The sequence below is a fragment of the Nostoc sp. DedQUE02 genome, assembly GCF_034531035.1.
GTDB lineage: Bacteria > Cyanobacteriota > Cyanobacteriia > Cyanobacteriales > Nostocaceae > Nostoc.
The window spans coordinates 206,964-233,041 of the sequence record NZ_JAVRBY020000003.1; the positions used below are offsets into that span (position 1 = coordinate 206,964).

General features: G+C 41.0%; 29 protein-coding genes. 10 read left to right on the top strand and 19 right to left on the bottom strand.

Going from position 1 to position 26,078, the window contains the following annotated elements; all coding sequences use genetic code 11:
* The first annotated feature begins 38 nt into the window (after positions 1 to 38).
* On the top strand, positions 39 to 482 hold the full coding sequence (locus tag RMX98_RS04880; protein ID WP_322676759.1) for an SRPBCC family protein: 444 nt from the start codon (positions 39 to 41) through the stop codon (positions 480 to 482).
* Between the two features lie 117 nt (positions 483 to 599).
* On the opposite strand, the gene RMX98_RS04885 is transcribed toward RMX98_RS04880, so the two are convergent.
* From RMX98_RS04885 to RMX98_RS04905, 5 genes are all read right to left on the bottom strand, one after another.
* Positions 600 to 911 carry a HigA family addiction module antitoxin gene (locus RMX98_RS04885; RefSeq protein ID WP_322676760.1) on the bottom strand — a complete coding sequence of 104 codons (312 nt, stop codon included), beginning with the start codon at positions 909 to 911 and terminating at the stop codon, positions 600 to 602.
* Positions 912 to 922: 11 nt separating this feature from the next.
* Positions 923 to 1,225, bottom strand: a complete 303-nt coding sequence (locus RMX98_RS04890) for a type II toxin-antitoxin system RelE/ParE family toxin (RefSeq protein ID WP_322676761.1) — start codon at positions 1,223 to 1,225, stop codon at positions 923 to 925.
* Positions 1,226 to 1,337: 112 nt separating this feature from the next.
* Positions 1,338 to 1,574, bottom strand: a complete 237-nt coding sequence (locus tag RMX98_RS04895; RefSeq protein WP_069073076.1) for a 2Fe-2S iron-sulfur cluster-binding protein — start codon at positions 1,572 to 1,574, stop codon at positions 1,338 to 1,340.
* Between the two features lie 82 nt (positions 1,575 to 1,656).
* The gene (cobQ, locus tag RMX98_RS04900) at positions 1,657 to 3,141 is read right to left on the bottom strand and encodes a cobyric acid synthase CobQ (RefSeq protein WP_322676762.1); all 1,485 of its coding nucleotides are present in this window, start codon (positions 3,139 to 3,141) and stop codon (positions 1,657 to 1,659) included.
* A 261-nt stretch (positions 3,142 to 3,402) separates the two neighbouring features.
* Positions 3,403 to 3,807, bottom strand: coding sequence for an Npun_F0494 family protein (locus tag RMX98_RS04905; protein ID WP_322676763.1), 405 nt, complete (start codon positions 3,805 to 3,807; stop codon positions 3,403 to 3,405).
* A gap of 194 nt (positions 3,808 to 4,001) precedes the next feature.
* Here RMX98_RS04905 and RMX98_RS04910 point away from each other — a divergent pair, with 194 nt between their 5' ends.
* Entirely contained in the window at positions 4,002 to 4,439 is a 438-nt protein-coding gene (locus RMX98_RS04910) for a peroxiredoxin (protein ID WP_322676764.1), read from the top strand.
* A gap of 79 nt (positions 4,440 to 4,518) precedes the next feature.
* Here RMX98_RS04910 and RMX98_RS04915 read toward each other — a convergent pair whose 3' ends face one another.
* The 5 genes from RMX98_RS04915 to RMX98_RS04935 all read right to left on the bottom strand — a co-directional run bounded on the left by RMX98_RS04915 (position 4,519) and on the right by RMX98_RS04935 (position 9,654).
* Positions 4,519 to 4,920 (bottom strand): hypothetical protein, encoded by a 402-nt coding sequence (locus RMX98_RS04915; protein ID WP_322676765.1) that lies wholly within the window; start codon positions 4,918 to 4,920, stop codon positions 4,519 to 4,521.
* Positions 4,921 to 4,960: 40 nt separating this feature from the next.
* The gene (locus tag RMX98_RS04920; RefSeq protein ID WP_322676766.1) at positions 4,961 to 5,848 is read right to left on the bottom strand and encodes an ABC transporter permease; all 888 of its coding nucleotides are present in this window, start codon (positions 5,846 to 5,848) and stop codon (positions 4,961 to 4,963) included.
* 144 nt (positions 5,849 to 5,992) lie between these two features.
* The gene (locus RMX98_RS04925) at positions 5,993 to 7,012 is read right to left on the bottom strand and encodes an ABC transporter ATP-binding protein (protein WP_322676767.1); all 1,020 of its coding nucleotides are present in this window, start codon (positions 7,010 to 7,012) and stop codon (positions 5,993 to 5,995) included.
* Positions 7,013 to 7,356: 344 nt separating this feature from the next.
* Complete coding sequence (locus RMX98_RS04930; RefSeq protein ID WP_322676768.1) at positions 7,357 to 7,854, bottom strand: DUF2059 domain-containing protein; 498 nt, start codon at positions 7,852 to 7,854, stop codon at positions 7,357 to 7,359.
* A gap of 330 nt (positions 7,855 to 8,184) precedes the next feature.
* A complete protein-coding gene (locus RMX98_RS04935; protein ID WP_322676769.1) occupies positions 8,185 to 9,654 on the bottom strand; it encodes an aminotransferase class I/II-fold pyridoxal phosphate-dependent enzyme in 1,470 nt (489 codons plus the stop codon).
* 148 nt (positions 9,655 to 9,802) lie between these two features.
* Here RMX98_RS04935 and RMX98_RS04940 point away from each other — a divergent pair, with 148 nt between their 5' ends.
* Entirely contained in the window at positions 9,803 to 10,510 is a 708-nt protein-coding gene (locus RMX98_RS04940; protein WP_322676770.1) for a M15 family metallopeptidase, read from the top strand.
* Positions 10,511 to 11,122: 612 nt separating this feature from the next.
* Here the strand turns inward: RMX98_RS04940 and RMX98_RS04945 are convergent.
* Positions 11,123 to 11,452 (bottom strand): hypothetical protein, encoded by a 330-nt coding sequence (locus RMX98_RS04945; protein WP_322676771.1) that lies wholly within the window; start codon positions 11,450 to 11,452, stop codon positions 11,123 to 11,125.
* Positions 11,453 to 12,011: 559 nt separating this feature from the next.
* Here RMX98_RS04945 and RMX98_RS04950 point away from each other — a divergent pair.
* Positions 12,012 to 12,275, top strand: a complete 264-nt coding sequence (locus RMX98_RS04950) for a hypothetical protein (protein ID WP_322676772.1) — start codon at positions 12,012 to 12,014, stop codon at positions 12,273 to 12,275.
* A gap of 55 nt (positions 12,276 to 12,330) precedes the next feature.
* Here RMX98_RS04950 and ggt read toward each other — a convergent pair whose 3' ends face one another.
* Positions 12,331 to 14,142, bottom strand: coding sequence for a gamma-glutamyltransferase (gene ggt / locus RMX98_RS04955; RefSeq protein WP_322676773.1), 1,812 nt, complete (start codon positions 14,140 to 14,142; stop codon positions 12,331 to 12,333).
* Positions 14,143 to 14,292: 150 nt separating this feature from the next.
* Between ggt and RMX98_RS04960 the strand changes: the two genes are divergently transcribed.
* From RMX98_RS04960 to RMX98_RS04970, 3 genes are all read left to right on the top strand, one after another.
* Complete coding sequence (locus RMX98_RS04960) at positions 14,293 to 14,658, top strand: DUF1778 domain-containing protein (RefSeq protein ID WP_322676774.1); 366 nt, start codon at positions 14,293 to 14,295, stop codon at positions 14,656 to 14,658.
* Positions 14,659 to 15,174: a GNAT family N-acetyltransferase gene (locus RMX98_RS04965; RefSeq protein ID WP_322676775.1), complete on the top strand. Its 516-nt coding sequence runs from the start codon at positions 14,659 to 14,661 to the stop codon at positions 15,172 to 15,174.
* Between the two features lie 71 nt (positions 15,175 to 15,245).
* Positions 15,246 to 15,875 (top strand): Uma2 family endonuclease, encoded by a 630-nt coding sequence (locus RMX98_RS04970; protein WP_322676776.1) that lies wholly within the window; start codon positions 15,246 to 15,248, stop codon positions 15,873 to 15,875.
* Between the two features lie 36 nt (positions 15,876 to 15,911).
* Here the strand turns inward: RMX98_RS04970 and RMX98_RS04975 are convergent, their stop codons facing one another.
* The 3 genes from RMX98_RS04975 to RMX98_RS04985 are packed head-to-tail and all read right to left on the bottom strand — an operon-like array spanning position 15,912 to position 18,198.
* Positions 15,912 to 16,811: a glycine betaine ABC transporter substrate-binding protein gene (locus RMX98_RS04975; protein ID WP_322676777.1), complete on the bottom strand. Its 900-nt coding sequence runs from the start codon at positions 16,809 to 16,811 to the stop codon at positions 15,912 to 15,914.
* Positions 16,811 to 17,443 carry an ABC transporter permease gene (locus RMX98_RS04980; RefSeq protein WP_322676778.1) on the bottom strand — a complete coding sequence of 211 codons (633 nt, stop codon included), beginning with the start codon at positions 17,441 to 17,443 and terminating at the stop codon, positions 16,811 to 16,813. The genes RMX98_RS04975 and RMX98_RS04980 overlap by 1 nt, the downstream gene beginning before the upstream one ends.
* Complete coding sequence (locus RMX98_RS04985) at positions 17,440 to 18,198, bottom strand: ATP-binding cassette domain-containing protein (protein ID WP_322676779.1); 759 nt, start codon at positions 18,196 to 18,198, stop codon at positions 17,440 to 17,442. Before RMX98_RS04985 ends, RMX98_RS04980 begins: the two co-directional genes overlap by 4 nt.
* A gap of 550 nt (positions 18,199 to 18,748) precedes the next feature.
* On the opposite strand from RMX98_RS04985, the gene RMX98_RS04990 reads away from it, so the two are divergent.
* Both RMX98_RS04990 and RMX98_RS04995 read left to right on the top strand, forming a co-directional pair.
* Positions 18,749 to 18,916 carry a CopG family transcriptional regulator gene (locus tag RMX98_RS04990; protein ID WP_409880773.1) on the top strand — a complete coding sequence of 56 codons (168 nt, stop codon included), beginning with the start codon at positions 18,749 to 18,751 and terminating at the stop codon, positions 18,914 to 18,916.
* Between the two features lie 363 nt (positions 18,917 to 19,279).
* Positions 19,280 to 21,082: a ShlB/FhaC/HecB family hemolysin secretion/activation protein gene (locus tag RMX98_RS04995; protein ID WP_322676780.1), complete on the top strand. Its 1,803-nt coding sequence runs from the start codon at positions 19,280 to 19,282 to the stop codon at positions 21,080 to 21,082.
* Positions 21,083 to 21,141: 59 nt separating this feature from the next.
* Here RMX98_RS04995 and RMX98_RS05000 read toward each other — a convergent pair whose 3' ends face one another.
* Together RMX98_RS05000 and RMX98_RS05005 are read right to left on the bottom strand one after the other, a co-directional pair.
* On the bottom strand, positions 21,142 to 21,672 hold the full coding sequence (locus tag RMX98_RS05000; protein ID WP_322676781.1) for a pentapeptide repeat-containing protein: 531 nt from the start codon (positions 21,670 to 21,672) through the stop codon (positions 21,142 to 21,144).
* A gap of 625 nt (positions 21,673 to 22,297) precedes the next feature.
* The gene (locus tag RMX98_RS05005) at positions 22,298 to 22,792 is read right to left on the bottom strand and encodes a DUF4363 domain-containing protein (RefSeq protein WP_322676782.1); all 495 of its coding nucleotides are present in this window, start codon (positions 22,790 to 22,792) and stop codon (positions 22,298 to 22,300) included.
* 428 nt (positions 22,793 to 23,220) lie between these two features.
* Between RMX98_RS05005 and RMX98_RS05010 the strand changes: the two genes are divergently transcribed.
* Positions 23,221 to 23,505 (top strand): peptidase, encoded by a 285-nt coding sequence (locus tag RMX98_RS05010; RefSeq protein WP_174708855.1) that lies wholly within the window; start codon positions 23,221 to 23,223, stop codon positions 23,503 to 23,505.
* 73 nt (positions 23,506 to 23,578) lie between these two features.
* On the opposite strand, the gene RMX98_RS05015 is transcribed toward RMX98_RS05010, so the two are convergent.
* Positions 23,579 to 25,507 (bottom strand): ABC-F family ATP-binding cassette domain-containing protein, encoded by a 1,929-nt coding sequence (locus tag RMX98_RS05015; protein ID WP_322676783.1) that lies wholly within the window; start codon positions 25,505 to 25,507, stop codon positions 23,579 to 23,581.
* 73 nt (positions 25,508 to 25,580) lie between these two features.
* Positions 25,581 to 25,997: a DUF1824 family protein gene (locus tag RMX98_RS05020; protein WP_322675311.1), complete on the bottom strand. Its 417-nt coding sequence runs from the start codon at positions 25,995 to 25,997 to the stop codon at positions 25,581 to 25,583.
* Between the last annotated feature and the right edge of the window lie 81 nt (positions 25,998 to 26,078).

Sequence of the window (26,078 nt, forward strand, 5' to 3'; positions counted from 1 at the left end):
CCGCGAAGGGCGCAAAGGGCGCAAAGGAAGAGTAGAGAATGTCAGACTGGTTAGAGCATACTGTGCAGGTAGAAGTAGAGGCTCCCATAGATTTAGTATGGAGCCTCTGGTCTGATTTAGAGCAAATGCCCCGGTGGATGAAGTGGATTGATTCAGTGAAAATTCCGCCAGATAATCCAGATATATCTCTTTGGAAATTAAAAACTGGCAGTCTAGAATTTAATTGGCAATCCCGGATTCTCAAAGTTGTTCCTAACCAAATTATCCAATGGGAATCTGTTGATGGTTTGCCGAATCAGGGAGCGATTCGCTTTTACGATCGCCACAATAGTAGCATTGTGAAAATGACTATTTCCTACGCCATCCCCGGCATTCTTGGCAAAATTATGGATAACTTGTTTTTGGGACGGATAGTTGAATCAACGATTCAAGCTGATTTGGAAAGGTTTAAAGAATACGCGCTGAATGTTAAAGCTAATTGATATATTGATGAAGAACCCAGGTTCGAGTTTCTGGAATATTGAAGAAGCGTCTAGTTTTACTGTTAGTCAAGCAGTGGGAAGTTGCTATCTATCCAAAAAATTGAATCTTCGATTTTTTTATGCCTTGACTTGTTTTAACTCAGGTAAGATCCGGGGAGAAATAGTTGCCTGAATTTCTTCACCCATTTTTTCTTCAGCTAGTCTAAGCTCATAATTCTTCTGTAAATTCATCCATAACTCAGCACCAGTACCAAACCATTGCCCTAATCGTAATGCCGTGTCAGCAGTAATTGCCCGTTCACCATTAATTATTTCAGTAATCCGGTTTGTTGGTACATGAAGAATACGTGCTAACTCACTTGCGCTCATTTGCAATTCATGAAGCTCATCAGCAAGAATTTTTCCAGGATGGATAGGTGGCCGTGCCATTTTTCTCTCCTTTAAGAATGATAGTCTGTAATTTCTATGTTGAAAGGTTTAGATTCTTCATCTGCCCAATTGAAACAAATTCGCCATTGCTTATTTATCCGAATGCTATATTGACCTTTTCGATCGCCCTCTAAAGACTCAAAATGGTTGCTCGGTAGTTTCATAAGAGATTCTTTGCTAGTAGCGGCTTCTAATATATCAAGTCGTTTATATGCTTGATCTGTAAAAGCCTGAAACTCTTTTACCCTCTCACCTAAAGCAAACCGCTCCGTCCTTTTATCTTTAAACTTAGGATATTTGTCTGACGGAGACATAAATTACTAATGCTATATGTTATGCGTTACGTAACTCATAATTGAATATATTAACGATAGCACAATTAATATCCGCATAGCATATCAGTCCTTCTCAATAACAGGGGCGACACTACCAAGTAGGATCGCTAAATAAATTAATTGTCAATTCCTCACGTGGCGGTACTGCGGTGATACAAGCGCGGATGATCTCTCCATCCTCTAATTCGACGGTGCAAGCGTGACAAGACCCCATCAGACAACCGGTGGGAATAAATACCCCAGCCCGGTCTGCTACATCCAATAGGGCTTCTCCCACTTCGGCATCTACTGTGACATCATCTGGTAAAAAGCGGACACGAACAATCATTAGTGATTAGTTATTGGTCATTGGTCATTAGCGACTAATGACACTTTAATCTAAAAAATGTGCGATTTTTATGCATTTTAGTTTAAGACAAAAACGGATTTAAGTCTAAATGGCTTTCAACTTCGGTGGCTAGGGAGTCCAAAATCTGCTCTCGTTGTTCGCGATAGTTGGCAACACCTGTGGGCAAAGATTTTAAACCGCGTTGTTGACGGAGGCGATTTAACCAAGCGCGTCGCCAAGGGCCGTTGTCAAAAAGTCCGTGCAGGTAACTTCCCCATACCGATTGACAACTATCCACTAACCCTAAATTAATATCGTCAAATAAGGCGTGATAAGACTGAGGATCTATACCTTGCTGTTCAATGCGCGATCGCCCTTGGTGGATTTCAAAGCCATTTACTGGTAAGCCCTGTTGTGGATAATTTGAGCTAACTTGGCGCTGGCGGGCGATTTTTTGCCCTGTAATTACAGTTCTGATTGGTAAAAGATTTAACCCTTGAAATCTGCCAGCTTGTCCTTCTATCCCTTCTGGGTCGGCGATGATTTGACCAAGCATTTGATAGCCGCCGCAGATACCTAAAACCGTTCCACCAGAAGCAGCATAGTGTTGGATAGCTTCTGCCATACCGCTTTTTTGAAGCAGTAGCAAATCAGCAATTGTGGTCTTTGTACCGGGGATAATCACGGCATCAGGATGTCCTAAATCTTGCTTAGGACTTAAATATTTAACTGAAACTGTACTTTCTGATTCCAGTGGGTCAAAGTCGGTGAAATTGGCAATTCTTGGTAAGCGGATGACAGCAATATTGAGGTCAGTTTGGGGTTTATTCGACGAAGATTGACGTTCTAGTAAGTCTAGGGAATCCTCTGCGGAAAACACTTCTTGTAAGTAGGGTATAACACCGACAACGGGGATACCTGTGCGTTCTTCTAACCATTTTATCCCCGAATCTAAGAGCGATCGCTGCCCTCGAAACTTATTAATTACTATGCCTTTAATTAAGGCGCGTTCATCTGGTTCCAATAACTCTAAGGTTCCCACGACATGGGCAAAAGCACCACCCCGGTCAATGTCAACTACTAACATGGTTGGCGCATTTAAATATTTTGCCACTCGCATATTAGTTAAGTCACGGTGCTTGAGGTTAATTTCCGCAGGGCTACCGGCACCTTCACAAACCACCATGTCAAATTCTGTTCCTAAATGCTGTAGCGATTCTTCAATTGTCCGCCACCCCAGTTCAAAATATTGCTCGTAGTAATCTGAGGCACTCACTTTGCCTACAGACCTACCTTTAATAATTACTTGAGAAGTCATATCCCCTTGGGGTTTGAGTAAAATTGGGTTCATTTCTACCCAAGGTATGACTCCCGCAGCCCAAGCTTGCACTGCTTGGGCGTAGCCAATTTCTCCACCACTGGCAGTGACATAAGCATTTAAAGCCATATTTTGACCTTTAAAGGGAGCCACTCGCCAACCACGCCGCGACAGAATGCGACAAATAGCTGTAGTTAAAAGTGATTTCCCTGCATGGGATGTTGTCCCCACTACCATAATTGATTTCATAGTTGCTTATCACTTAGTTTTTCAAGATACAGGGTGAGTTTTTAGGAGCAAACAACAGGGAAGCAGGGAGAGATGAGGGAGATGAGGAAGCGGGCAAAGAAGAACTAATACATCATGCCCAGTGCCCCATGCCCCAATGCCTACTATAAGCATCACAAATTTCAATTAGATGGTTATGGTAAAGACTTCATGAATAGATGTGATGTTTCCGTATATATTGTTCCCTTTGATTCCCTAATCCTAACTCTTGAGTTTTTTATTCTAGAAAGGTATCCGCAACCAACGAATCACAGCATCGTATAAACGATCGCGCCATGAAGGAGTACGCCAATTTTTTCCTTGGTACTGTTCTACTAACTGACGACCCAAGGGAGTGAGACGAAAACTATCTGTAATTCCCTGGCCATCGACTTCTCGCCGTAATACACCCACTTTAATCAGCCAGCCCAAGGCGTTATCACAGGCTAATTCTGATAAAGGGCGTTTAGTATAGCCCTGCTTGAGTCCATTTTCCAGAGCGATCGCAGTTACTGATACACTTTGGTGCCCCATCACTTCAAATAAAGATACATTAAAGGGTGAACACACTAGCGATCGCTCGGCTCTTTCTACTGTGCTTTGAGGATAGACAAAAATATTTGGGTTTTGGGAATCAACAGCAGCCATTGTCTATGGGTATAAATTTTTCTTCTAATAAAGATTAATTGAATAATCTATTTTTTCTTGTACCAAATACCCCATTAAACCAAAATTAGTTATCTAAAATATACTTATGCGATTTTTTAATAATTATATTTAATCATTATAAATTAATGTAAAATTTCAAGTGCATCAACAATCTGAAACAGGAAAGGTTAATTATGCCTCTAGCAGTTGGTACGGATGCACCTGCATTTACCGCCAAAGATACAAACGGCAACACAGTTTCGTTATCTGATTTGAGGGGAAAGACAGTTGTTTTATACTTTTACCCCAAAGATGACACGCCAGGCTGCACCAAACAAGCCTGTAGTTTTCGGGATGCCCAGTCTGAATATCAAGGTAAAGATATTGTCATCTTGGGAGTCAGTGCAGATGATGAAGTCTCCCATCAAGCATTCACCCAAAAATATAATTTGAATTTTCCCCTACTGGCTGACACCGACAAATCCCTCATCAAAGCTTTCGATGTGGATGGCGGCGGTTATGCTAAACGCGTCACCTACGTAATTGACCCCAGCGGTAAAATTACCCATGTTGACGCTAATGTAAATACCAGCAACCATGCTAGCGATATTTTAGCTGCGCTTGGACTGTAGTTTTTTACCTGATAATTCAGGATTTTTTTTAAATAGTTTCAGCCCCAAGCCTCTAAGACTTGGGGTTCTTTGTTTGAATTCAGTTACCTGATGGTGATGTAACCGATGGCTGCGTAACTGAGGGTAGTGTAACCGTTGGCAAACTGGGGGTTGCTTGCTGTTGTTGACGACCTTGAATTAATTTTTGTTGTCTTGCTTTAAAAGCTGCTGCTGCTGAGTTTAATTCTTCGTTCTGTTGGTTAGAATCCCAGTTGAGAGTCCCGAAATTTGCCCGATGAATCAGATCAAACATATTGAAATTGTCTGAGTTTGAGCGGGAGAAAGGATCGGTATTTTGGTCTGTGGTACTATTACTGGGGAAAGCATCTGCTGGACTGCTGATTTGAGCGGAGCTCGGTTGAGCCATGAGCAAGGAAGCAAAGCTGATTCCTACCGCACTGGCTACAAAGAGTCTAGGAATTTGTAAAAATGGTTTTTTCATGGGATTTTTACCCTACCTAAAATTTATCTATTTTATCTCTTTAAGCAAGAGTCCGCCGCAGTTGGGGTTGAATGCTCAATAAGGCGACTAGGGCAAAGCCAAACAACACCACCAACGCTCCTCCAAAGGTAACATTACCCCAAGGAGCCTGCATCACTACACTACCTAATTCCCAATCACTATGGAAATAGAGATAGCGAATTGGTTCGATCGCATAGCTAAGAGGATTCAGGGTAGCCACAACCTGTAACCACTGAGGCATGAAAGATAGAGGTGCTAAAGCAGTACTAGCAAACAATAATGGTAGGTTAGTAACGAAAATCACTGCAATCAATTCAATGTGTCCGGGTAAAGCAAAAGCTAAACCGAGGGAGATGGCTGTTACACCCAAAGCTAAGAGTAAGACAATTAGAGCGATCGCACTTAAACCTGCTATATTTGGTAGTCCCGCGCCCAAGAACGCTGCTGCTGCAACAATTACGGCAGCTTGCAGCAAACTTTGGCTGATGATGAAAATTGCTGAGGCAAAGACAATAGAAAACCGCGATGCTAAGGGTGCTACCAGCAAACGATTCAAAAAGCCGAATTCGCGGTCAAACATTACCGGTAAACCAGCATTCAGCGCCCCAGCAAAAGCTGTAAACACAATGATGCCAGCAGCCAAAAATTGACCGTAATTTGTTGTATTGCCAAATATACCTTTGGGAGCATTTTGGAACAAAGCACCAAATAGCACTAACCACATTACTGGCTGAATAATTCCAGCAATTAAAGATGAGGGACGGCGTTGCAATTGAATAAACAAGCGACGAGTTAAAGCCAACGTCTCTTGTACCAATTCACCGAAAAAGTTAGGTGCAGTATTAACATCTGCTTGTGGCGATGCTAGCGGCTGCCAATTGATATCAGATTTAGGAGTAACACTCATAGCAATTTTGGATTTTAGATTTTGGATTTTAGATTGGGCACAAGAGGCAGAGGTACGGAGAGGAAAAACTTACTGCTACTTCTCCCCTGCTCCCGGTCACTGAGCGTAACCGAAGTGCTGCTCCTCTGCTCCCCTGCTCTCTAGCTATCTCATATTTTGCTTTTTCTCAGCTTTAGGATCGCGAGTGGCAACGGCTGCCAGTTCTGCATCCATCAGTGTGCGTCCTGTGGCGGCAAGATAAACGTCATCGAGGCTGGGGCGAGATTGGGCGATGCCAAATATGGGCAAGCCCGAAGTATTCAGCGCTTGCTGTATGTTAATCAAAACATCATTCTGAGGTGTCACCACCAAGTTGAGGGAATTCCCTTGAGCGCTGTTGATAATCACTTCTTGGACAAAGGGTAAAGATTTTAAGAGGTTTTTAGCTTTTTCAGCTTCCTCAGTGGGGGAAAACTCGCGGATTCGCAAGGTGATGCGATCGCCCCCTACTTGATCTTTTAATTGCGAGGGTGTACCACTGGCAATTACAACGCCGCGATCTATAATTGCCACGCGATCGGCTAAAGCGTCAATTTCTTCTAAGTAATGGCTGGTAATTACTACCGTTGTCCCAGAGGCGCGTAATTTTCGCAGGAAATCCCACACCACAAAACGGGTTTCTATGTCAAGTCCTACAGTTGGCTCATCCAATACCAAAACATCCGGTGCATGGAGCAATCCAGCAGCCAAGTCTAGGCGCTTGCGTAAACCGCCAGAGTAGGTTCCTGTCTTTTTATTGGCGTATTCTTGCAAACCGAGTAAATCTAATACCGTTTCAATACGCTGTTTGGCTACTGCGCCTGGGAGGTGATAAAGTGCTGCTTGCAATTGCAGCAGTTCTCTTCCAGTCAACACCTTATCTATAGCGACTTCTTGAGCTACATAGCCTAATCGTTGTCTTGCCACTCTGGGATGATCTAATACAGAGATGCCAGATACTTCGATAATGCCTGCATCCGGTGTGGTCAGCGTACACAAGGCACGCAAGGTAGTAGTTTTCCCAGCACCGTTGGGGCCTAGTAAACCAAAGATTTCTCCTGATTCTACCTGAAAGGAAACATCTTGGACGGCAACCACTGTGCCGTAGCGCTTTTGCAAATTTTGAATGAAAACGGCGGGAGCCATGACAGCCGATCCCCAACTATACAAATCTCAATAAAGTCTATCTTTATTGTAGAAGGTAGAGAGCAAAGTTGATCTCAATACTGCTCGGGTTTTGGATTTTTAACTCGGAGTTGGGTTTAGGGAAAAGGTTAAAGGTTTTTTCTTTCCCCTTTTCCCCAAAACCCGACAAGTATTGAAGTTGATCTAGGTTTCAAGTTGCTTTATCAAGCAAGTTAAAATAAGCACAACGGGAGTCGTAGAGCAAAAAGAATTTTTCTCCTTTGCTTCTTATTAACAGGATTAGTAATTGAGCAGAACCTAAAAATTACCCATTTATAAATTCAAGTTAACATCTATACAATGCTTTATTTAGTAGGGCGGATATATCCTTCTGCTTCTAATTTTTTTAAGGCTCTTTGAGCTGCTGCTATTCCATATCTTTTCCCAACATCATAAGATTCCTGATAAATTTGGGGAATAACGGTAATTGCTTTTTGCCCTAAAGGTGTCTGATAAAATGTAATAAGTTGTTTAATTTCTTCATTAGTAAAATATTTATTATAAATAGGAACAATCTCATCTACAACATCATCTGATTTGAATTCAGTAGCAAACTTATCCCAAAATTTTTGAGGTACTTGAGGGTAATTGGACTTGAAATCATTTAATAATTGAGTCAAAATCTGTCGAGAAATATTTTTTACACCAGTCAAATCGAACAATTTCTTGATATTATTAGCTTTTTCGATTTCTTGAGCGTTACTACTTGGTGAAATATTAGTTTGACTTTGAGCAAATGTAGCTCGATTATAGGTTGTTACCAGAGACAGTACAACTGCTACTACCCAAAAATTTATCTTCATTGATTTAAATTTATTCTTAATAAAGTATTATTTAGCTAAATTTGACAAATGGGCAAATAATACCAATTCAAAATTCAAAATTCAAAATTAGGGAAGCGAGACAGAACAAAAGTTTGGGAATATGTATCTGTCGCATTATTTTTTTAAATTGGTATAACTATAAAAGTCATATTTGATTTCTGAAAAAAATCAGTACAACTCAAAGAGGCTTCTTGATTGTTGCAAGAGTGCCTCTTGCCTCCTATGCCAATAACTTCAGAAATTAAATCGGATTGCGATATTGTGAAAAATGTATTCAAATTATTATCCTTAAATTTACCATGTAAGTCATTATTTTACTACCTTTATGGTGCGTAAACTAATATCACCACAACCGCTAATAAATCCCCCCATCGCCTGGATTTGTTGCAGATAGTCAAGAACGGGTTTGGTGATGATTTCTCCCGGCATTAACAAGGGAATTCCTGGGGGATAGGGACAGACGATTTCGGCACAGATGCGTTTACTAGCCTGTATCAAAGGTAATATTTCACTGACAGCAAAAAAGGCTTCACGAGGAGAAAAATGTAAAGCATGAGATTGTGTAGTGAAAATATCCTGCCAAAGATCGCTTTTAACAGTTAAGTTGGTTCGGCGATATTCTTTGGCAAGAGTAGTAAAACTTTGTACCAGTTGCTCAATATCGGTTGGGGTATTACCCAAACTAATGATGAAGGTGAGATGTTGCAGTGAGGCAAATTCAGCAGTGACAGCGAATTTTTCATCGAGAATTTCATCTGCTTCAAATCCGGTTAAACCTAAACCAGAAACAGTAACAGTTAGTCGCGTTTCGTCTAAAGTCACAAAGCCGGGAGATCCCTCTAACCGAGGCATTTTCAAAATTGATAATCCCGGAATTTGACTGATTCTCGTTCTAGCTTCCTCAGCAAGTTGCAAAGTGCGAGACATTAGCATTTTTCCGTGGAGTGCCATTTGCTGACGCGCTGCATCTAAAGAAGCTAAAAGTAAATAACTAGGACTGGTAGACTGTACGAGTTGCAATGCTTTACTGATGCGATCGCCATCTATCCTGTTACCTCGAACGTGCAGCATCGATGCTTGTGTCATTGCACCGAGTACCTTGTGGATGGATTGTACAGTTAAATCTGCACCTGCGGCTAAAGCTGGAGTGGGTAATTCGGGATGAAAACCAAAGTGTGCGCCGTGTGCCTCGTCTACGAGTAGAGGGATATTATATTGATGTGTGATGTTGGCGATCGCACTCAAATCTCCACAAACACCGTGATATGTTGGATAAACTATCAGTACTGCTTTAGCATCTGGATGTTGTTGGAGTACAGATTCTACAGCATTGGGTGTAATGCTATGGACAATATCTAAAACTAGATCATATTCAGGATTGAGAAAAATTGGTATTGCACCAGAGAGAATTAAACCTGCGATCGCAGATGAATGTACATTGCGAGGCAGAATAATTTTATCGCCTGTCCCACAGGTAGCGAGAATTGCCGCTTCAATCCCACAAGTAGAACCATTGACAAGGAACCATGTTTGCGAAGCACCAAACGCCTCAGCTGCCAGTTGTTGTGCTTCTTGAATAACGCCTTGGGGTGCAAAGAGATTATCTAAATCTGCTAATTCGGTTAAATCAGCGCGAAAGACGGCTTTACCCAGTAAGTCAGCCAAAGGTTGAGAAATTCCCTCACCTAGTTTATGTCCTGGAGTGTAAAAAGGCGCATGAGGTCTTGCTGAATTGGCTTTTAAGGCATCTAACAGAGGTGTTTGGTTTTGATTGAGCATTTAATGATTCGTAATTGAAGGTACAAGAAAGGTAAATTTATTAGTGTACAGAAATAAATTATTCCTGATGCACAGCATGAGGTAATAATTACGAATTACGAACTTGTACTGAGCGAAGTCGAAGTATTACGAATTACGAATTATTCACATGAGACCTTATCATCAAATCCCAATTTTTGAGTGTGGTGAACCGCTAATCAAGATTCCTTTAGAATTGTTTGCAGTGGAATCTCCCCATCCTTATGAAAAGTTAGGTGCGCCTTATGGCGATCGCTCCCCCTATTATCTCCGCCAAAGCGTTATCGAAAATTTGCTCCAAGCGCAAAATTATCTTCAACTGTTGCATCCTAACTGGCATATCCAAATTTTTGATGCCTATCGCCCAGTAGCAGTTCAGCAGTTTATGGTAGATTACAGCTTCGCCCAAGCAGTGCGGGATAGGGGATTAACTAACGTGGAGTTATCACCAAACCAACGCCAAGAGATTTGGGAAGCGGTTTATGCAATTTGGGCTGCACCTAGTTTGGATGAAAAAACTCCGCCTCCTCACAGTACTGGTGGGGCGGTAGATGTGACGCTGGTAGATGATGTAGGGCAAATAGTGAATATGGGTTCGCCAATTGACGAAATGTCAGAGCGATCGCATCCAGATTATTATGCCAATAGCGATCGCTCAGAAACGCAAAAGTATCATGCTCATCGTCAACTATTGCGAGATGTAATGTTAAAAGCAGGTTTTCAACGCAATCCTAGAGAGTGGTGGCATTTTTCTATTGGTGATCAAATGTGGGCTTGGCTGAATAATCAATCTAATCCAGCTAATCCTGTTACAGCACGTTATGGAAGGCTTGTATAGAAAAAGAATTCAGGAGTCAGAATTCAGAATTCAGAATTGAATTGGAGTCTGATATCATGTCCCGATAATCTTAAGAAAGATGCGATTACGTCACAAAACATAATTACAAACTTGTACTGAGCGTAGCCGAAGTATTACGAGTTATTTTAATAAGTAATCAAGCGGATATAATATAAAGCCGAAATTTTATATAGGGGCGCATCTGCGATCGCTAACTGTGAAAAATTTCTAGCGCTCAATTACGGGTCGCAATTGCAGTCAATAAAGAATTCTCTTTCATGAGGATTGTTTAACGTGAAAGCTATAGGACTCATATTTGATTTTTGAAAAAGCTCAGTAGAACTAGGAAGTCTTCTTTCGCCTTGCCTATTGCCTATTGCCTATTGCCTATTGCCTATTGCCTATTGCCTATTACGCTACGCTGCCCGAACAGAAATCAAAGCGAATTCCTATATACTAGCTAACCATTATACTCGTTTTTAATTTGTTGTTTAAATCCTGTTAATAGACTAACTTCACCAAAGAAAACGCGATCGGCAGGATATACAAAAAAGCAGAGAAGTTATTAAATACTTTCTCTGCTTCTTTGCATCTTCATTTAATAATAAAGAACTACCAAATTCGATTTCCATTTTCGTCAACTCGTGCTTGTCGAATTACATCGGAAATCTCTTCAGCATCTTTAACGTGATGGAGTGCCTTTTTTTCGCCATCGGGTTCATCAACAACGAAGTAAGTCGGGACTGTGATTCTATCGCCTGTAATGTCTGGTACATCTTCGATAGCTGCCTGTTTAGCCTTCTCTTCAACTGATTGATGCTCATCAGCAATTCTATCTCCAGGATTCGCGGTTAAGTTTCTTTCGTTTACATCTGGCCCACGAGAATCCCGATCTTCACTTACTGGTTGATTAATTTGATTTTCTTGATTTTTATCACTCATGGTACTTTCAACTGTTAAAACTTTTGACTTGACTAAGAACAGCTTAAAAAATCATAAGCATAAAGAGGTCTTTCTCTGGAGAGAGTTTGAGAATATCATTTTGAAGAGATTTTGTAAGGAAGATATCTGAGGTTATAGCCTAGCTCTAAGCCTTATAAATAACCTCTTACTCTAGAAATAACTAGCTAAACATGATTAATTATAAAACGCTCAATTATAAATAATTTCCAAAATCTGCGCTTATGTATGTAAGCAGAAAAACAAATAGTCTGATTGCGAAACTCAACTAAAACAGTAGTTATTGTTACACACGATCGCAAAAAACGCGGATAACATGAGAAAAATCTCATCAGATAAGGTGAGGGAAAGCTGTTTATCTTTGTGTTCTACTATGTATGCAGCCATCTTCAAGGGTAGAAATTCTTAAGTAATTACCCATAAGTGTAGTGTATAAAAATCAATTACACTTCAGCTGCAAAAAAGTAATCCACAGGGTGATAATTTTCTTGACAAAAGTCTGCTATTATGCATTATTAGCTTAAAAGCAAAGGAGTTTGCAATGCATCGACAAATGTGCTGGTTATCTAAATCTGGTGGCGACGGAGAAAAAATTTTGTATTTGCAGACAGAACCCAATCAACCTTGGCGTCCCTACACAGCTTTTGGACATTTTGCAGTCCCAGATTATCAAATACCAGGTGGTTCTAAAGGTTGGGCAACTTATCAAAAACTTCTCAAAGCAGGTTGGACACTAGTGCCTAGCGCACGGGCAAACGAGTTTGGCGGCAGCAGCTTTGCAGAGTCAACAATCCAAAATCAATAGTCACTACTCAGTTGCTATTCTCCGCCTCTGTACGTCTTCCCAGTTCCTCATTCGCTCAGAAACCTCTGGGGGAACCTTCACCGCGAGGATCAGCCGCTCCTTCTAAAGTTCCATCAGATGTAACAGCGATCGCGTTACCATTACCCCAAGGAGTAGTTTCCTTAATTTTGTGACCCCGACGGCGTAAGTCTTGCATAGTTAGAGCATCCAAACTCCAGGGTTCCACGCGTAACTCATCTGGAAGCCATTGATGATGTATGCGTGGAACAGAAACAGCTGCACCAACATCCATGTTGTATTCCAGTACATTCAAGATTACTTGCAAAACCTGAGTGATGATGGTGCTACCACCAGGCGCACCCACTGCCATCCGAAAATGACCATTTTCGGTGATAATTGTGGGAGTCATGCTCGATAGGGGAGTTTTACGGGGTGCAATGCTGTTGGCATCATTACCAACCAAACCAAAGGCATTAGGCACACCTATTGCAGAAGCAAAATCATCCATCTCATTGTTGAGAACAATTCCAGTTCCCGGTGTCACAACACCAGCACCAAAACCGAGATTAATCGTGAAAGTCAGACTAACGGCATTGCGTTCTTCATCCACAACAGTAAGATGAGTGGTTTCGGGAGATTCATGCCGACTTGTGTTCGTTTGTAGAGATTGAAGGGATGATGGAATGATATTTTCTTTCGATTTCTGAATATTAGTTTGACTAAAACGTTGTAGCGTCTCTTTATCTACTGGCTTGATCTCGGTCGATGGTCTAGCCACTTGCATATTAATTTCTTGACGGCGCTTTTTAGCGTAAGCTGGACTGAGCAATTCTTGTACAGGGACTTTGACAAAATCAGGATCGCCTAAATATTGTGAGCGATCAGCATAAGCAATCTTCATTGCTTCTACCATTAAATGTATCGCGTCGGGATGATGCCATCCTAAAGATTTTAAATCAGTGTCACCGATAATATTTAAAATCTGCAATAAATGAACGCCTCCTGATGATGGTGGTGGCATTGAGCAAATTTTAGCTTTCCGAAAGTTTCCACAAACGGGAGTGCGCCAGATTGGTTTGTAAGTTTTGAGGTCTTCTAGAGTAATTAAACCACCATTTTTCACCATATCAGAAGCGATCGCCCTAGCTATACTTCCGGTGTAAAAACTTTGCGGGTTTTGGGCAATTGCTGTTAAAGTGCGTGCCAAATCACGCTGCACTAGCTTCTCCCCTGGTTGGTAAAATTCACCATTGCGAGTGAAAATTTCTCGCGCTGCTGGATTCTTGAGAATGACTTCCTTGCGGTACTCGTTAGCTTGCAGAGAACGCCAAGTTACCAGATTGCTAATAATAAAGCCATCTTTAGCGAGTGCGATCGCAGGTTTCATTACTTCTTGCCAAGAAAGCTTGCCATAGCGGCGATGCACTTCATAAAGTCCCGCTACCGTTCCTGGTGTCCCCACTGCCAAATAACCATTAATACTTGCATTCGGACGTACCTTTCCTTCTGCGTCAAGATACATATTTTTTGTGGCTTTCAGGGGTGCGCGTTCGCGGAAATCTAACGCTTTTATCTCGCCAGTTTTCTCAGAGTGCATCAGCAAAAATCCGCCGCCGCCAATTCCCGCCGAAAAAGGCTCAACTACAGAAATTGCAAAGGTTGTAGCCACAGCTGCATCTACTGCATTACCACCTTTGCGTAACATCAAAATTCCCGCTTCACTTGCTAGAGGATTGGCCGAAACCACCATTCCCTTCTTGCTGCGTAGGGGTAAAGTCAAGGCGGCGGATGCAACTTGGCTGTAAAGTAAAACAGTGAAGGAAAAGATTGCGATCGCAGCTTGTTTTGATTTAGCAACAGTAAGCATTTTTATGCCATTTTGTTTGATATTTCTTAGCCTACCGTTAAGGTGTGCATTTTATACGCTGCTTGCTTGTTGATTGGCCAATTGCAGAGCGATCGCTAAATCTTGTTCAAATTTCTATTTATGTTTGTTACTATGAATTTGTAAGGACAAATGCCGTACATTTTATTTTTTGGTAAACATTATTCTTATCATGTAGAGGCTATGATGGCTAATACTCCGGCTCGAAGCCGCAAAGCAAATTTAAAGCCCTCCAGAGATGAACGCCTGGAAGCTCGTATCAGTAAAGAACAAAAAGAAATTTTCCAGCGTGCTGCTGAGATTCAAGGTCGAACATTAACAGATTTTGTGATTAGCAGCGTTATGAACGTTGCCAAACAGATTATCCAGGAAAATGAAATGATGATCTTAAGTAGACAAGACCAAGAAGTTTTTGTAGAAGCACTGCTCAATCCACCAGAACCAAGTGCAAAATTAAAGGCGGCAGCTCAACGCTATAAACAAAACATGGGTGTGTAAGTGGCGTTACCTGATACTTTTGATGATTATTTAATAGAGCCGCTAGGAAAGCAAGACCGGGCGGCTTTTTCTTGTGATGTTGAGAAACTTGATATTTATTTAAAACAGCAAGCAGGACAAGATGCCCGCAAGCGGATGGCTGCTCCTTTTGTTTTAATTGAAAAAAGTTCTGGAATCGTTGCCGGGTATTACACACTATCATCAACAAGTCTTAAATTTGATGAATTGCCAACTGAGATCACAAAGAAGCTCCCAAAATATCCAAATGTTCCTGCAACTCTTTTAGGTCGATTAGCAGTTGATAAAAATCATCGAAAAAAAGGGCTGGGGGAAATGCTGTTAATGGATGCCCTATATCGCACTCTACAAAGCGAAATTGCCACAATAGCTGTAGTGGTTGATGCCAAAGACGACAAAGCGCGTTCTTTTTATGAGCATTATAATTTTATTCAATTTCCTAATTTTCCTTATCGGTTGTTTCTAATGATGCAAACAATTGAAAAAATGTTTACATAACTAATTAAAAATAACTTTTTAATGTAATATTGGAATCGACTGGCTAACTTAAATTAGTGAAATAGCCGAAAATGAATACTGTAATTACACCAGAAAGAATCGAGTTACCACCTGGCGCGGTGTTAAAGCTTTTGGGAGACTGGAAAGACTATCAAATATTGAGTCAGCAATTAGGCGATCGCTCCTCGCCTCGCATTAAATATCGAAGAGGAGAAATTTTACTGATGGCACCGCTACCAGAGCATGGAAGGGATGCGAGTTCGCTGGCAGATATTGCTAAGGTTTTGCTGGATGATTTAAACCGTATGTACGAGTCATTTACGCCCATTACCATGAGCTTGCCAGAAATTAGTGGTATTGAACCAGACTTTTGCTTTTACATTGAAAATTGTAGAGCAGTAGTAGGCAAAAAAAGAATTGATTGGGAGTCAGATCCACCACCAGATTTAGCAATTGAAATAGATGTGACAAGCTACACCGATATTAATGATTTCTTGCCTTATAGAGTACCAGAAGTCTGGATATTAAAAAGTAATCGGCTATTAATTTATAGATTGCAGGGAGAAAGTTATGTGCTTACAGAAAGCAGCTACTTTCCTAACGTCAGAGAAATTGTACAGCAATGTCTCCAAATGGCCAATGAGCAAACAACTAGTGAAGTCATGAGGTGGTTAAGGAACTTTTTGCGCGAACAGCAGTAGGATGTGTTACGGTAACGCACAATTAGGAATTACAAATCATTTCAATCCCTTTGATTTGCGAAACTCTTGGACAACATCTTTAATATCGCGTAATTCCCCCTCAACTAAATAGTTTAACCGCCGCATTTCATCTGCCGAAATCTTTCCGGCGAGTGAAGCGATCGCAGTTCTTAATTGGGGATATTTTTTTAATATTTCTTGTCGGACAATCGGCACAGTTTCGTAAGGTGGAAAATAGTGTTTATCATCTTTTAGTACAACTAAACCCAAACGAGAAATCTGTCCATCAGTGGAATTACCCGCTACCATATCCACCTGTTTTTGAATCAAAGCCCGATATATTAAACCCAAGTCCATAATTTGCGGTGGTTTAGAAAAACGTAAATCATAAGTTTTAGCTAATCCGGGAAAACCATCTTCCCGTTCTAAAAATTCGTAGCCGAAACCGCCACGCCACTGCGGTGTATATTGAGTGGCTTGTGAGAGAGTTTGAATATTGTTGCGTTTGGCATCTTCACCCCGGATAATCATCGCAAAAGTGTTTTCAAAACCCAAACTTGGCATCACTTCTAAATTAAACTGCTGAGAATATGCTTGTTTTAATCTTTCATAAACTTCTTTGGGGTCATTAACTGCTTTTTGCTTTAAAATTCCAGTAAAAGCTGTACCTGTGTACTCAATATAAGCATCAATTTTACCGGAAGTAATAGCACTATGACAAACAAACGAACCACCCAAACGAGGGCGACGAGCTACTTTTAAATTAGTCGTGGCTTCGATTTGCTGTGCTAACAGTTCCCCTAAAATATCTTGTTCGGTAAAATCTTTGGAAGCAACGATAATATTACCACCGTTACTACTGTTTAAATTCGGCATACAGCCAGCGATTACTAGTAACACAAAAATTAAAAAGCAAAGTGTGAAAAATCTTTTCATTAATTTTTAATTTTTAATTTATTCTCCAACCAGCCAATTGCAAAGTCAGCCAGCAATGCAATTACTGCCGCCGGAACTGCACCAGCTAAAATTAACTGATCGTTCACTACTGATATACCGCGAAAAATAAATACTCCCAAACCACCAGCACCAATTGCTGCTGCAATAGTTGCAATACCTATGGCAATTACCGTTGCTACTCGCACTCCTGCTAAAATTACTCCCATTGCCAAGGGAATTTCGACTTGTAACAATAATTGCCTATCTGTCATTCCCATGCCTCTCCCAGCTTCCCGAATCGCTGGATCTACGCCAGTAATACCTGTATAAGTGTTACGAATTATCGGCAGTAAAGAATATACAGTCAGGGCAAAAATTGCTGGTACTGTACCAATTCCGCCAATTATAGGAATAGGAATGAGTAAGCCAAACAGTGCCAAACTAGGAATAGTTTGGAGAATATTTGCTATGCCGAGAATGGGTTGGCGAAGATAAGTTTTACGTGTAATTAAAATACCTAATGGAATGCCTACAAGTATGGCAATTCCGATAGCAATGCCTACTAAAAATAGGTGTTCTAGAGTATGCTGAAGAATTTCTGAGGCATACTTAACCAGGAAGAAATTTTTCATAAGGTATCTTGCAGAGAACGCAGACATTGAAGAAAAGCGAGGCTTTCTGGGTGTTGCGATCGCATAAATTCATCTTTTGTCCCCAATACTACCAATTCTCCGCCATACATTAAACCAATTCTCGATGCCAAAACCAAGGCTTCTTGAATATCATGGGTGACGAAAACAACTGTCTTGCCTAATTCTTGCTGCAAATGCCGAAACTCTTGTTGAAGTTCTAGCCGTGTAATCGGATCGAGTGCCCCAAAAGGTTCATCCATCAACAACACTGGCGGATCTGCTGCTAAAGCCCTAGCCACACCGACTCTTTGCCTTTGCCCTCCCGAAAGTTCCTGCGGATAACGCCCAGCGAATTGTGCTGGTTCTAAGCCTACTAATTGCAACAATTCATAAACCCGCGTTTTTATTTGTTTCGGTTGCCAACCTTCCAAAGCCGGGACTAAACCCACATTGCGTTCGACAGTAAAATGGGGAAATAAACCAATTTCTTGAATGACGTAACCAATTTTTCGCCGCAGTTTAATTTCATCCCATTGAATTGTGGGAATGCCATCAAATAAAACTTCGCCTTGTGTAGGTGTAAATAGGCGATTAATTAGCTTCATGGTTGTAGTCTTGCCGCTACCACTGCGTCCGAGTAATACCAGTGCTTCTCCTTGGTGGATGCTGAAATTGAGATTTGACACTAATGGGCGATGATTGCGGCTAAAGGTGACATTGTGGAATTCGATGGCGGTTTGGTTTTTTTGCGGCATGAGTGGCTTGTTACTTGTTATATGTATTATGTGCTGATTTTTCTAGCCAGCTAATCCCCGGTTTGCCTTTCTTAATTGGCTGATACCATTTTGAATTTTAGATTTTGGTTTGTAAAAATGTTGATAAATATACAGCAGTTAGAAGTTTTATGAACCAGATGTAAAGACGTTACATGGAACGTCTCTACAGGGTTTTGGGTTTTTGGGATGTTTGGTTTGACTCTTTTTTCATTCACTAATAATTTCATAGAATTCGTCAGGGCTATTCGCCGCAAAAGTTTTCTGGATTATTGTCCTCAACTATTATGTGAGAATACTTGTTTTCGGTTGATATCCCATAATATTTTTTATGCTCTATTTATAATTACTGCCCAAAAAGTAGCTAAACTTTATACTCTAGAATATATTAGACATCTTAACTATTGCTCAAAAAAATCTCCTATCCAACTTCATCATTACTTAAATCAAATGTCGTTAGTTATACCATTGTATTAGCAGCCTACATGATTGATATTAGAGAAGTAGTTTAAATATATAGCTTGTCTAATACATGAATAAAAAATGGGCTGCTAAACGACTTACAATCAATCTCACCTCAAGCGAGGCACAGAAGCTGGAACAATACTGTTCAATAACGGGGAGACCTGCAACTGATGTAATTCGGGAGTTAATTCGCTCTCTTTCTCCTAAAGAGGAAAAAGCCTCTGAAGCCTCGTAAATCACACTGTGCAAAAAATAAAACTACGGTAAGTACATATCCATTTGTGGGTGAAATATAGTGCTTAATAGTTATCAGCTAATAGTTAATCCCCATAACTAAAGCTAGGCGTTGCGTGAGCGTCAGCCCAACGGGGATTTAAATAAGGACACTCTATTAGAAAGTTTAGAGCGGAGACTTCCTCTGCTCTAACTTTTGCTTTGGGGCTTGTGTAATCATCTTGATACAGTTGCATAAGTAATAATATCAGAATAAATAGTAATATTACTGATTTTATCCCGCAGAATTTAGGTTAGATATAGTACCTGCCGTATACGTACTTATAATTTCCAAGTATTTCTGTAATTTATTTAATTACAAATAATGATTAGAAAAACCTTGGTTAAAGTTCAGCCACAGGTCTTCAATTTCGTGGGCAAACTGAGGATCTTTGCTGAATTTCTAACACTTAACTTTGCGATCGCAGTAGTATTGTGCAACTATCAAGATGCGATGTCTACCACGGGCGTAGCTGCGGCCCAGACTCCCAATCCTCAGACAGTACCGCCAGGTCGGTTAGAGGATGTTCCTGACACTCAGTTACCGTCGGATGTGCTGCCCAAACCACCTGACGAAAATCAATTGCTTCCATCCCCAAACCTACCGAATCAGCCGATTCTGGAGGAAAATGACCCTAATGCTAAATTTCGGGTTAACCGCATTGAAGTTATTGGTAGTACAGTTTTCAAAGCAGAACAGTTTGCCGCGATCACAGATCCTTTTGTGGGACGGGAACTAACTTTTGCAGAGTTGTTGCAAGTTAGAGATGCGATCGCGAAGCTTTACACTGATAAAGGTTATGTTACTACAGGCGCATTGATTACACCGCAGACAGTAGAAGCTGGGGTAATCAAAATTCAAGTCATTGAAGGCAGTATACAAGAAATCAAGATTATTGGTAATAGGCGATTGCAAAGTCAATACATTCGCGATCGCATCCAACTTGGTGCTGGTAGACCTTTAAATATACCACACTTACTGGAAAAACTGCAATTACTTCGCCTCGATCCACGGATTAAAAACTTGTCAGCAGAGTTGCAGACAGGCGTGCATCCAGGAACCAATGTCTTGCAAGTTGAGGTTGAAGAAGCAGAAACTTTTAAGTTGACAGCAAGTCTAGATAATGGGCGATCGCCTAGCGTCGGCAGTTTTCGCCGAGGAGTGGATCTGCAAGAAGCCAATTTATTGGGCTTGGGTGATACCCTGAGCGTGGGATATGCGAATACTGATGGTAGTAATACAATCAATGTCAATTACACGCTACCGATTAATGCCCATAATGGCACTGTCTCTTTTGGTTTTAGTCAGGGGTGGAATCGCGTAATTGAAAAACCATTCAGCGTTCTTGATATTCAGTCAAATACCCGATCCTACGAATTAGGCTATCGGCAACCACTGGTGCAAAAACCAACCCAAGAGTTAGCGATTGGGCTGTCATTCTCGCGCCAGGAAAGCCAAACTGAGTTGGGTATTGATAACATTGGGCCGTTTCGACTTTCCCCTGGTGCAGATGCAAATGGAAAAACCAATATTTCTGCCCTGCGCTTTTTTCAAGAATATACCCAGCGAAATAACCGGTATGTATTTGCAGCGCGATCGCAATTGAGTTTTGGTGTAGATTGGTTCGATGCTAATGTCAGTGAAAATGAACCAGATAGTCGCTTTTTTGCGTGGCGCGGACAGGCGCAGTGGGTGCGGCAATTAGCACCGGACACTCTCTTTTTGGCTAGAGGCGATTTCCAATTGTCAGCAGATTCCTTAGTGCCTCTGGAGCAATTTGGTCTTGGTGGACAGCTAAGTGTACGAGGCTATCGCCAAGACGCATTACTCACAGATAATGGCCTGTTATTTTCAACAGAATTGCGAGTACCCATTGTCCGCGCTAACAAGATAAACGGGGTGCTGCAACTGACACCCTTCATTGATGTTGGTAAAGGCTGGAATGTCAAGGGCGAAAATCCATCACAGAGTACACTTCTTAGCACTGGATTGGGTTTGTTGTGGAAACAGGGTGATGACTTTTTAGCGCGCCTAGATTGGGGTATTCCCCTGATCTCGGTGGATGGTGAAAAGCGATCGCTTCAAGAAAATGGGCTGTATTTTTCGGTGCGCTATTCGCCGTTTTGATGAAGGCGATGCTCAAGTATTCTCTTGATATTTCACCTCATCTGCAAAACTCTGTGACTTTAGACATTTTCATCTAGGATTGTTCCTTCTATATTGGCTCCATCCAAATTTGCTCCGTTCAAATTTGTTTGGTTCAAATCTGCTTGAGTGAGATTTGCCTGCGATAAGTCGGCTACGGTTAAATCTGCACCACTTAAATCAGCTCCATCTAGATTCGCCGCGATCAAGCTTGCTTCCTGCAAATCTGCCTCGCTTAAGTTAGTTTCAATCAGTTTCGCAACCGTCAAATCAGCATGGCTCAGATTAGCTCCTTCCATTGCGGCTCCATCTAAGATAGCTCCATCCAAAATAGCTCCGCTTAAGTTACTACCACTGAGATCGGCATTGCTTAAATCTGCTCCATTTAAGTCTGTGTCAATCAAACTGGCGTAAGCTAAATTAGCGTGACTCAGATTGGCTCCATCTAAAATTGCTTTATCTAAAATTACGCCACTGAGATTAGCTTCCCTTAGATTGGCCTCGCTCAAGTTGACACCAGTAAAGTCTCTGACACCTGCGGCATAGTTTTTCAGGAGTTCGTCTGCTTTCATATCTGTCGCTGTGCTAAGGAACATTTAATTGAGGCTATCCAGACAGCCAACAAATTCCCAGTACGCGCCACTGAGAATTGGTGTATTAAGTCAACTTTATCTAGATTAGCCATCCTTAAATATTAGTGCTACTACCTACAGTTATGAGTTAATTTCATCCTTGAGAGAGATGTTGAAGGATTTAAAAAATTTTTGGCGTTGCTGATTGCTGTATGAAAAATAATTTTGCGTTATTTCAAAATCCTTGTAGAGACGTTGCAATGCAACGTCTCTACATCCAAATTCATACCTCGATTCAGCAACATCAAATTTTGTATTAGTGCAAAGCGATCGCCCTACGGCGGTAAACTACGCAGTTGATGAGAGATAGTAGCGTGTTGTGGAAGTGCGATCGCATTTTTCACCAGATGCGTGAGTTTTTAAATTCGATACCTACTTGATAGTTGAGTAGCTGCAAACAGACGATGCCAGTGTTTAAGTTAATCTTGAAGGTTTGTAGTAAGCACTTTAGTGCTTAAAATAATCAGGACTAAAATCCTTACTACAAACTTGCTTATCCGTCAATTTCAACTTGACGTACTACTAGCAAACTAGCCAACAAATACTCAGTCTATGTATTTGGCTCTTAAGGCTTGGCTACACTAGTGACATCCTTGTTAAGAACCCCTAAAGCGGTTGACAATTTCGGTTTATTTGGTGCAGAGGCTTTTAGTCCTGCCTTAATCTCATCAGCTTTATCTTCAATTTCTTTGTAGGTAGTGGGAGATTTAGCTTTGACTCCATCCTCAACCTTTGACCAGAAATCTTCAAATTTATCAAATTCCCCTTTAGCTTTGGTAAAATTTCCCGTCTCAACTGCGGCCTTAGTATTGGTAACAACACCTTGTAGACTTTGAAATTCGGTTGTTGTAGCGGGAGTGGCTGCTGCACCAGGGGAGGTTGTCGCAGCAGGAGTGGCTGCTGCACCAGGGCTAGTTGTCGCAGCAGGAGTGGCTGCTGTATCAGAGATAGAACTCCCAGCAGGTGGCGTCTGTGCAGTAGGTTCGTCAGCCTTATTGCATCCAACCAAAGTCATTAGGCTAATTGCAGCAACTATCAGTACTGGATTAAAACGATTCATTCTCAACTCCTCATCAAAACTCGTTTGTGTAGATTAGTACCGCAAGGCGGAAATCAAAATTCAAAAGTCACTCATGCTTTAATTTTGGGCTTTATAGCGGTAATGAAATAGTAAGTTTGTTTCCGCCGACTTGTACTAGCGTTCATATTTTACGCTGACTATGAACAAAAATATTAGGTAATATTTTTGTCATTTAAATATTAATGCTATCAAGGTAAAAAACTCGGAAAGAGAAAATATTGGTTCTTTCCGAGTTTTTTACTTGCTGTGCTTTACCTTAAGAACGGAGTCTATCAAGACTCCTCACACCAATTACTGACTTCGAGTCTTGTCTGAAAAGACTCGATTTTTCTCATTTCATTTGCATTTCAGGTGATATTGAGCCTACATTGTATTGGGAAAAAGTTTCTACTGACCGGAAAAATACCATGAAACGTTCATTTCGTAAGTATCATCGTATCCTTGGCATCATCCTATCTGTGCCACTTATGTTAACTGTGCTGACTGGGATATTAACAACCTTTGTCCGCGAGTGGTCTATTGGTATAGGAGTTCCAGCTAGCTTCTTGTTAAGTATCCATACAGGCGAAATCTTTCATCTGCAAGGAATCTACCCAATTTTGAATGGATTAGGACTTCTGGGATTGTTGGTGACAGGATTAAATATGTCTGGTTTATTTGGTAAAAAAACTCGGCAAAACCCTAATAATTAGGACTGAGAAGAAGGAATAAAGGTGTACTGAGTTTTTTTCACGCAATCAAATATGAGTCCTATAGCTAGTAATTTCAAGATTCCATCTCTGCTAATTCTAACCAGCGTTCAGTCGCCACATCGATCGCGTGCTTGAGCTTTTCCACCTGATTATAGAGTTTTTGCACTTCGCTATAATTCCCCGGTGAGACATTCGCTAGTGTTTTCTCGGTTTCCGCCTTCTCAGCTTCTAACTCGGCAATTTTACCTTCCAACTGCTCAAATTCTTTTTTCTCCCAATTCGATAATCTCCGCCGCTTGGTATTCTCTACCTGTTTGGGTGAAGCCGCACCATTTTGGACTTCGGCATTTTTGGGCTTCTCTTTAGCATTCGCAGCTTGTTGCTGTGCTTCTTCAGCCTTTTTATAGTCTAGATAAATCGAGTAATTACCTGGATATTGCCGCAGATTACCGCCTTCTTCAAAGGAAAATACTGTGTCGATGGTGCGATCTAAAAAGTAGCGATCGTGAGAAACTACAATTACACACCCGGCAAAATCTTCTAAATAATCCTCTAATACTGCCAATGTCTGAACATCTAAATCATTTGTCGGTTCATCTAAAATTAAGACATTAGGCGCACTCATCAAAACCCGCAACAGAAATAAACGGCGTTTTTCCCCACCCGAAAGTTTACTAATTGGGGCATACTGCTGATTCCCAGGAAACAAAAACCGTTCCAACATTTGCGAAGCGGTAATTTGAGTACCATCGGTAATTTTGACAAATTCTCCTTCTTCTTTGATGTAGTCAATCACGCGCTGATTTTCGTTTAAGGCTGTGAGCAATTCTTCCGAATGCTGGTCAAAATAACCGATGTGAACGGTAGTACCAATTTCGGCAATGCCGGAATCTGGCTTAACCCGTCCAGTAATGATGTCCATTAAAGTGGATTTACCAGCACCGTTAGCGCCAATAATGCCGATGCGGTCTTCTGGACTAAATTCGTAGGTGAAATTATTAATCAGAGTGCGTCCATTGTATGCCTTAGAAATGTTATCTAACTCAATAACCTTTTTCCCAATGCGACGACCAACTGTGGAAATATCAACTTTACCCTGAACTTGTTTAAATTCAGTATCCCGTAGAGCGTGAGCGCGGTCAATTCGAGCTTTTTGTTTAGTGCTTCTGGCTTTTGGGCCTTTTTTGAGCCATTCCAACTCGCGGCGCAATAAGCCTTGGTGTTTGCGTTGACTGCTGACGGCAGATTCTTCAGCTAAAGCTTTCTTTTCGAGGTAATATGAGTAGTTACCTGAATAGGTGTAAATGTCGCCTCGGTCGATTTCAATAATCCGGTTGGTAACGCGATCTAGAAAGTAGCGATCGTGGGTAATTAGAAACAATGCGCCGCGATAGCGATTTAAATAACTTTGTAACCATTCCACAGAAAGAGCATCAAGATGGTTTGTCGGTTCATCCATGAGCAAAGCATCTGGTTCTGATAGCAAGGCTGATGCTAAAGCAATGCGCTTGCGATAGCCTCCAGATAAAGTACTTATCTTGGCATCAAAGTCAGAAATTCCTAATTTTGTCAGAATGATTTTGGCATTAGTTTCTAATTCCCAAGCACCAGTCGTATCCATCTGTTGCATCACCATAGAAAGGCGAGACATCAGTTGGCTATCATCTGGATAATGAACCAATTTATCAGAAAGTTCTTCATACTCGCGTACTAAAGCCATGTGTTCGCCACTGTCAGCGAAAACTTGCTCTAAAACTGTGTGATTTTCATCTAAATCTGGTTGCTGCGGTAAGTAGATAATTTTAGAACCAGAATTAATTAAAATTTGACCGCTATCAATAGATTCTAACCCAGCGATCATTTTTAATAAAGTTGATTTCCCTGAACCGTTAGTACCAATTAATCCAACTTTATCGGTAGCATCAAGGCTAAAGCTAGCATCTTTTAAAACTTCCTTGATCCCAAAGTCTTTTTTTACTGATTGTAGTGTAATAATACTCATAAGATTGAAGTCATTAATTATTTTTCATTAGTAAGTAGGTAAGGCAAATACCTTACCTACATTCGCAACAACTCTATACAAATAAGTCCAAGGGAAGGTGTCCATACATTTCGTTGATTCCATCTTCGTCATAAGACTGGCAAGATACTAATACACCACGATGATGTCCATCATAGGAATCAAGATAACACAAGCCGTTTTTGCCATTTAATTTGATATAAACTGGCCCTTCGGGTGTAAGTAAATTGTTTGGCGGTTCATAACCCAAAGCCAGAGAATAGGTTTTCATTGCCAATATTCCTTCTTCTGCCGTATCAGCACAAATTCCTAAAATTTGGTAATCAGTAAGCTTGGTGAGCAAAATTAAGGCATTACGAATTACTACTTTTTCTGATGAATTGAGGATAGGGGCAATGTCTAGACAGTTGAATTTGTTCAGTAATTTTTTGGCTTCTTCGGCAGTGAGATTTTGAGGATTGGAGGTTGACATAGACTTCGATTATTATCTGGTTAGCTTTTCTGTGGTGTTTGAGTTGGGACTAACCCAACTTATACCATTTTGGATTTTAGG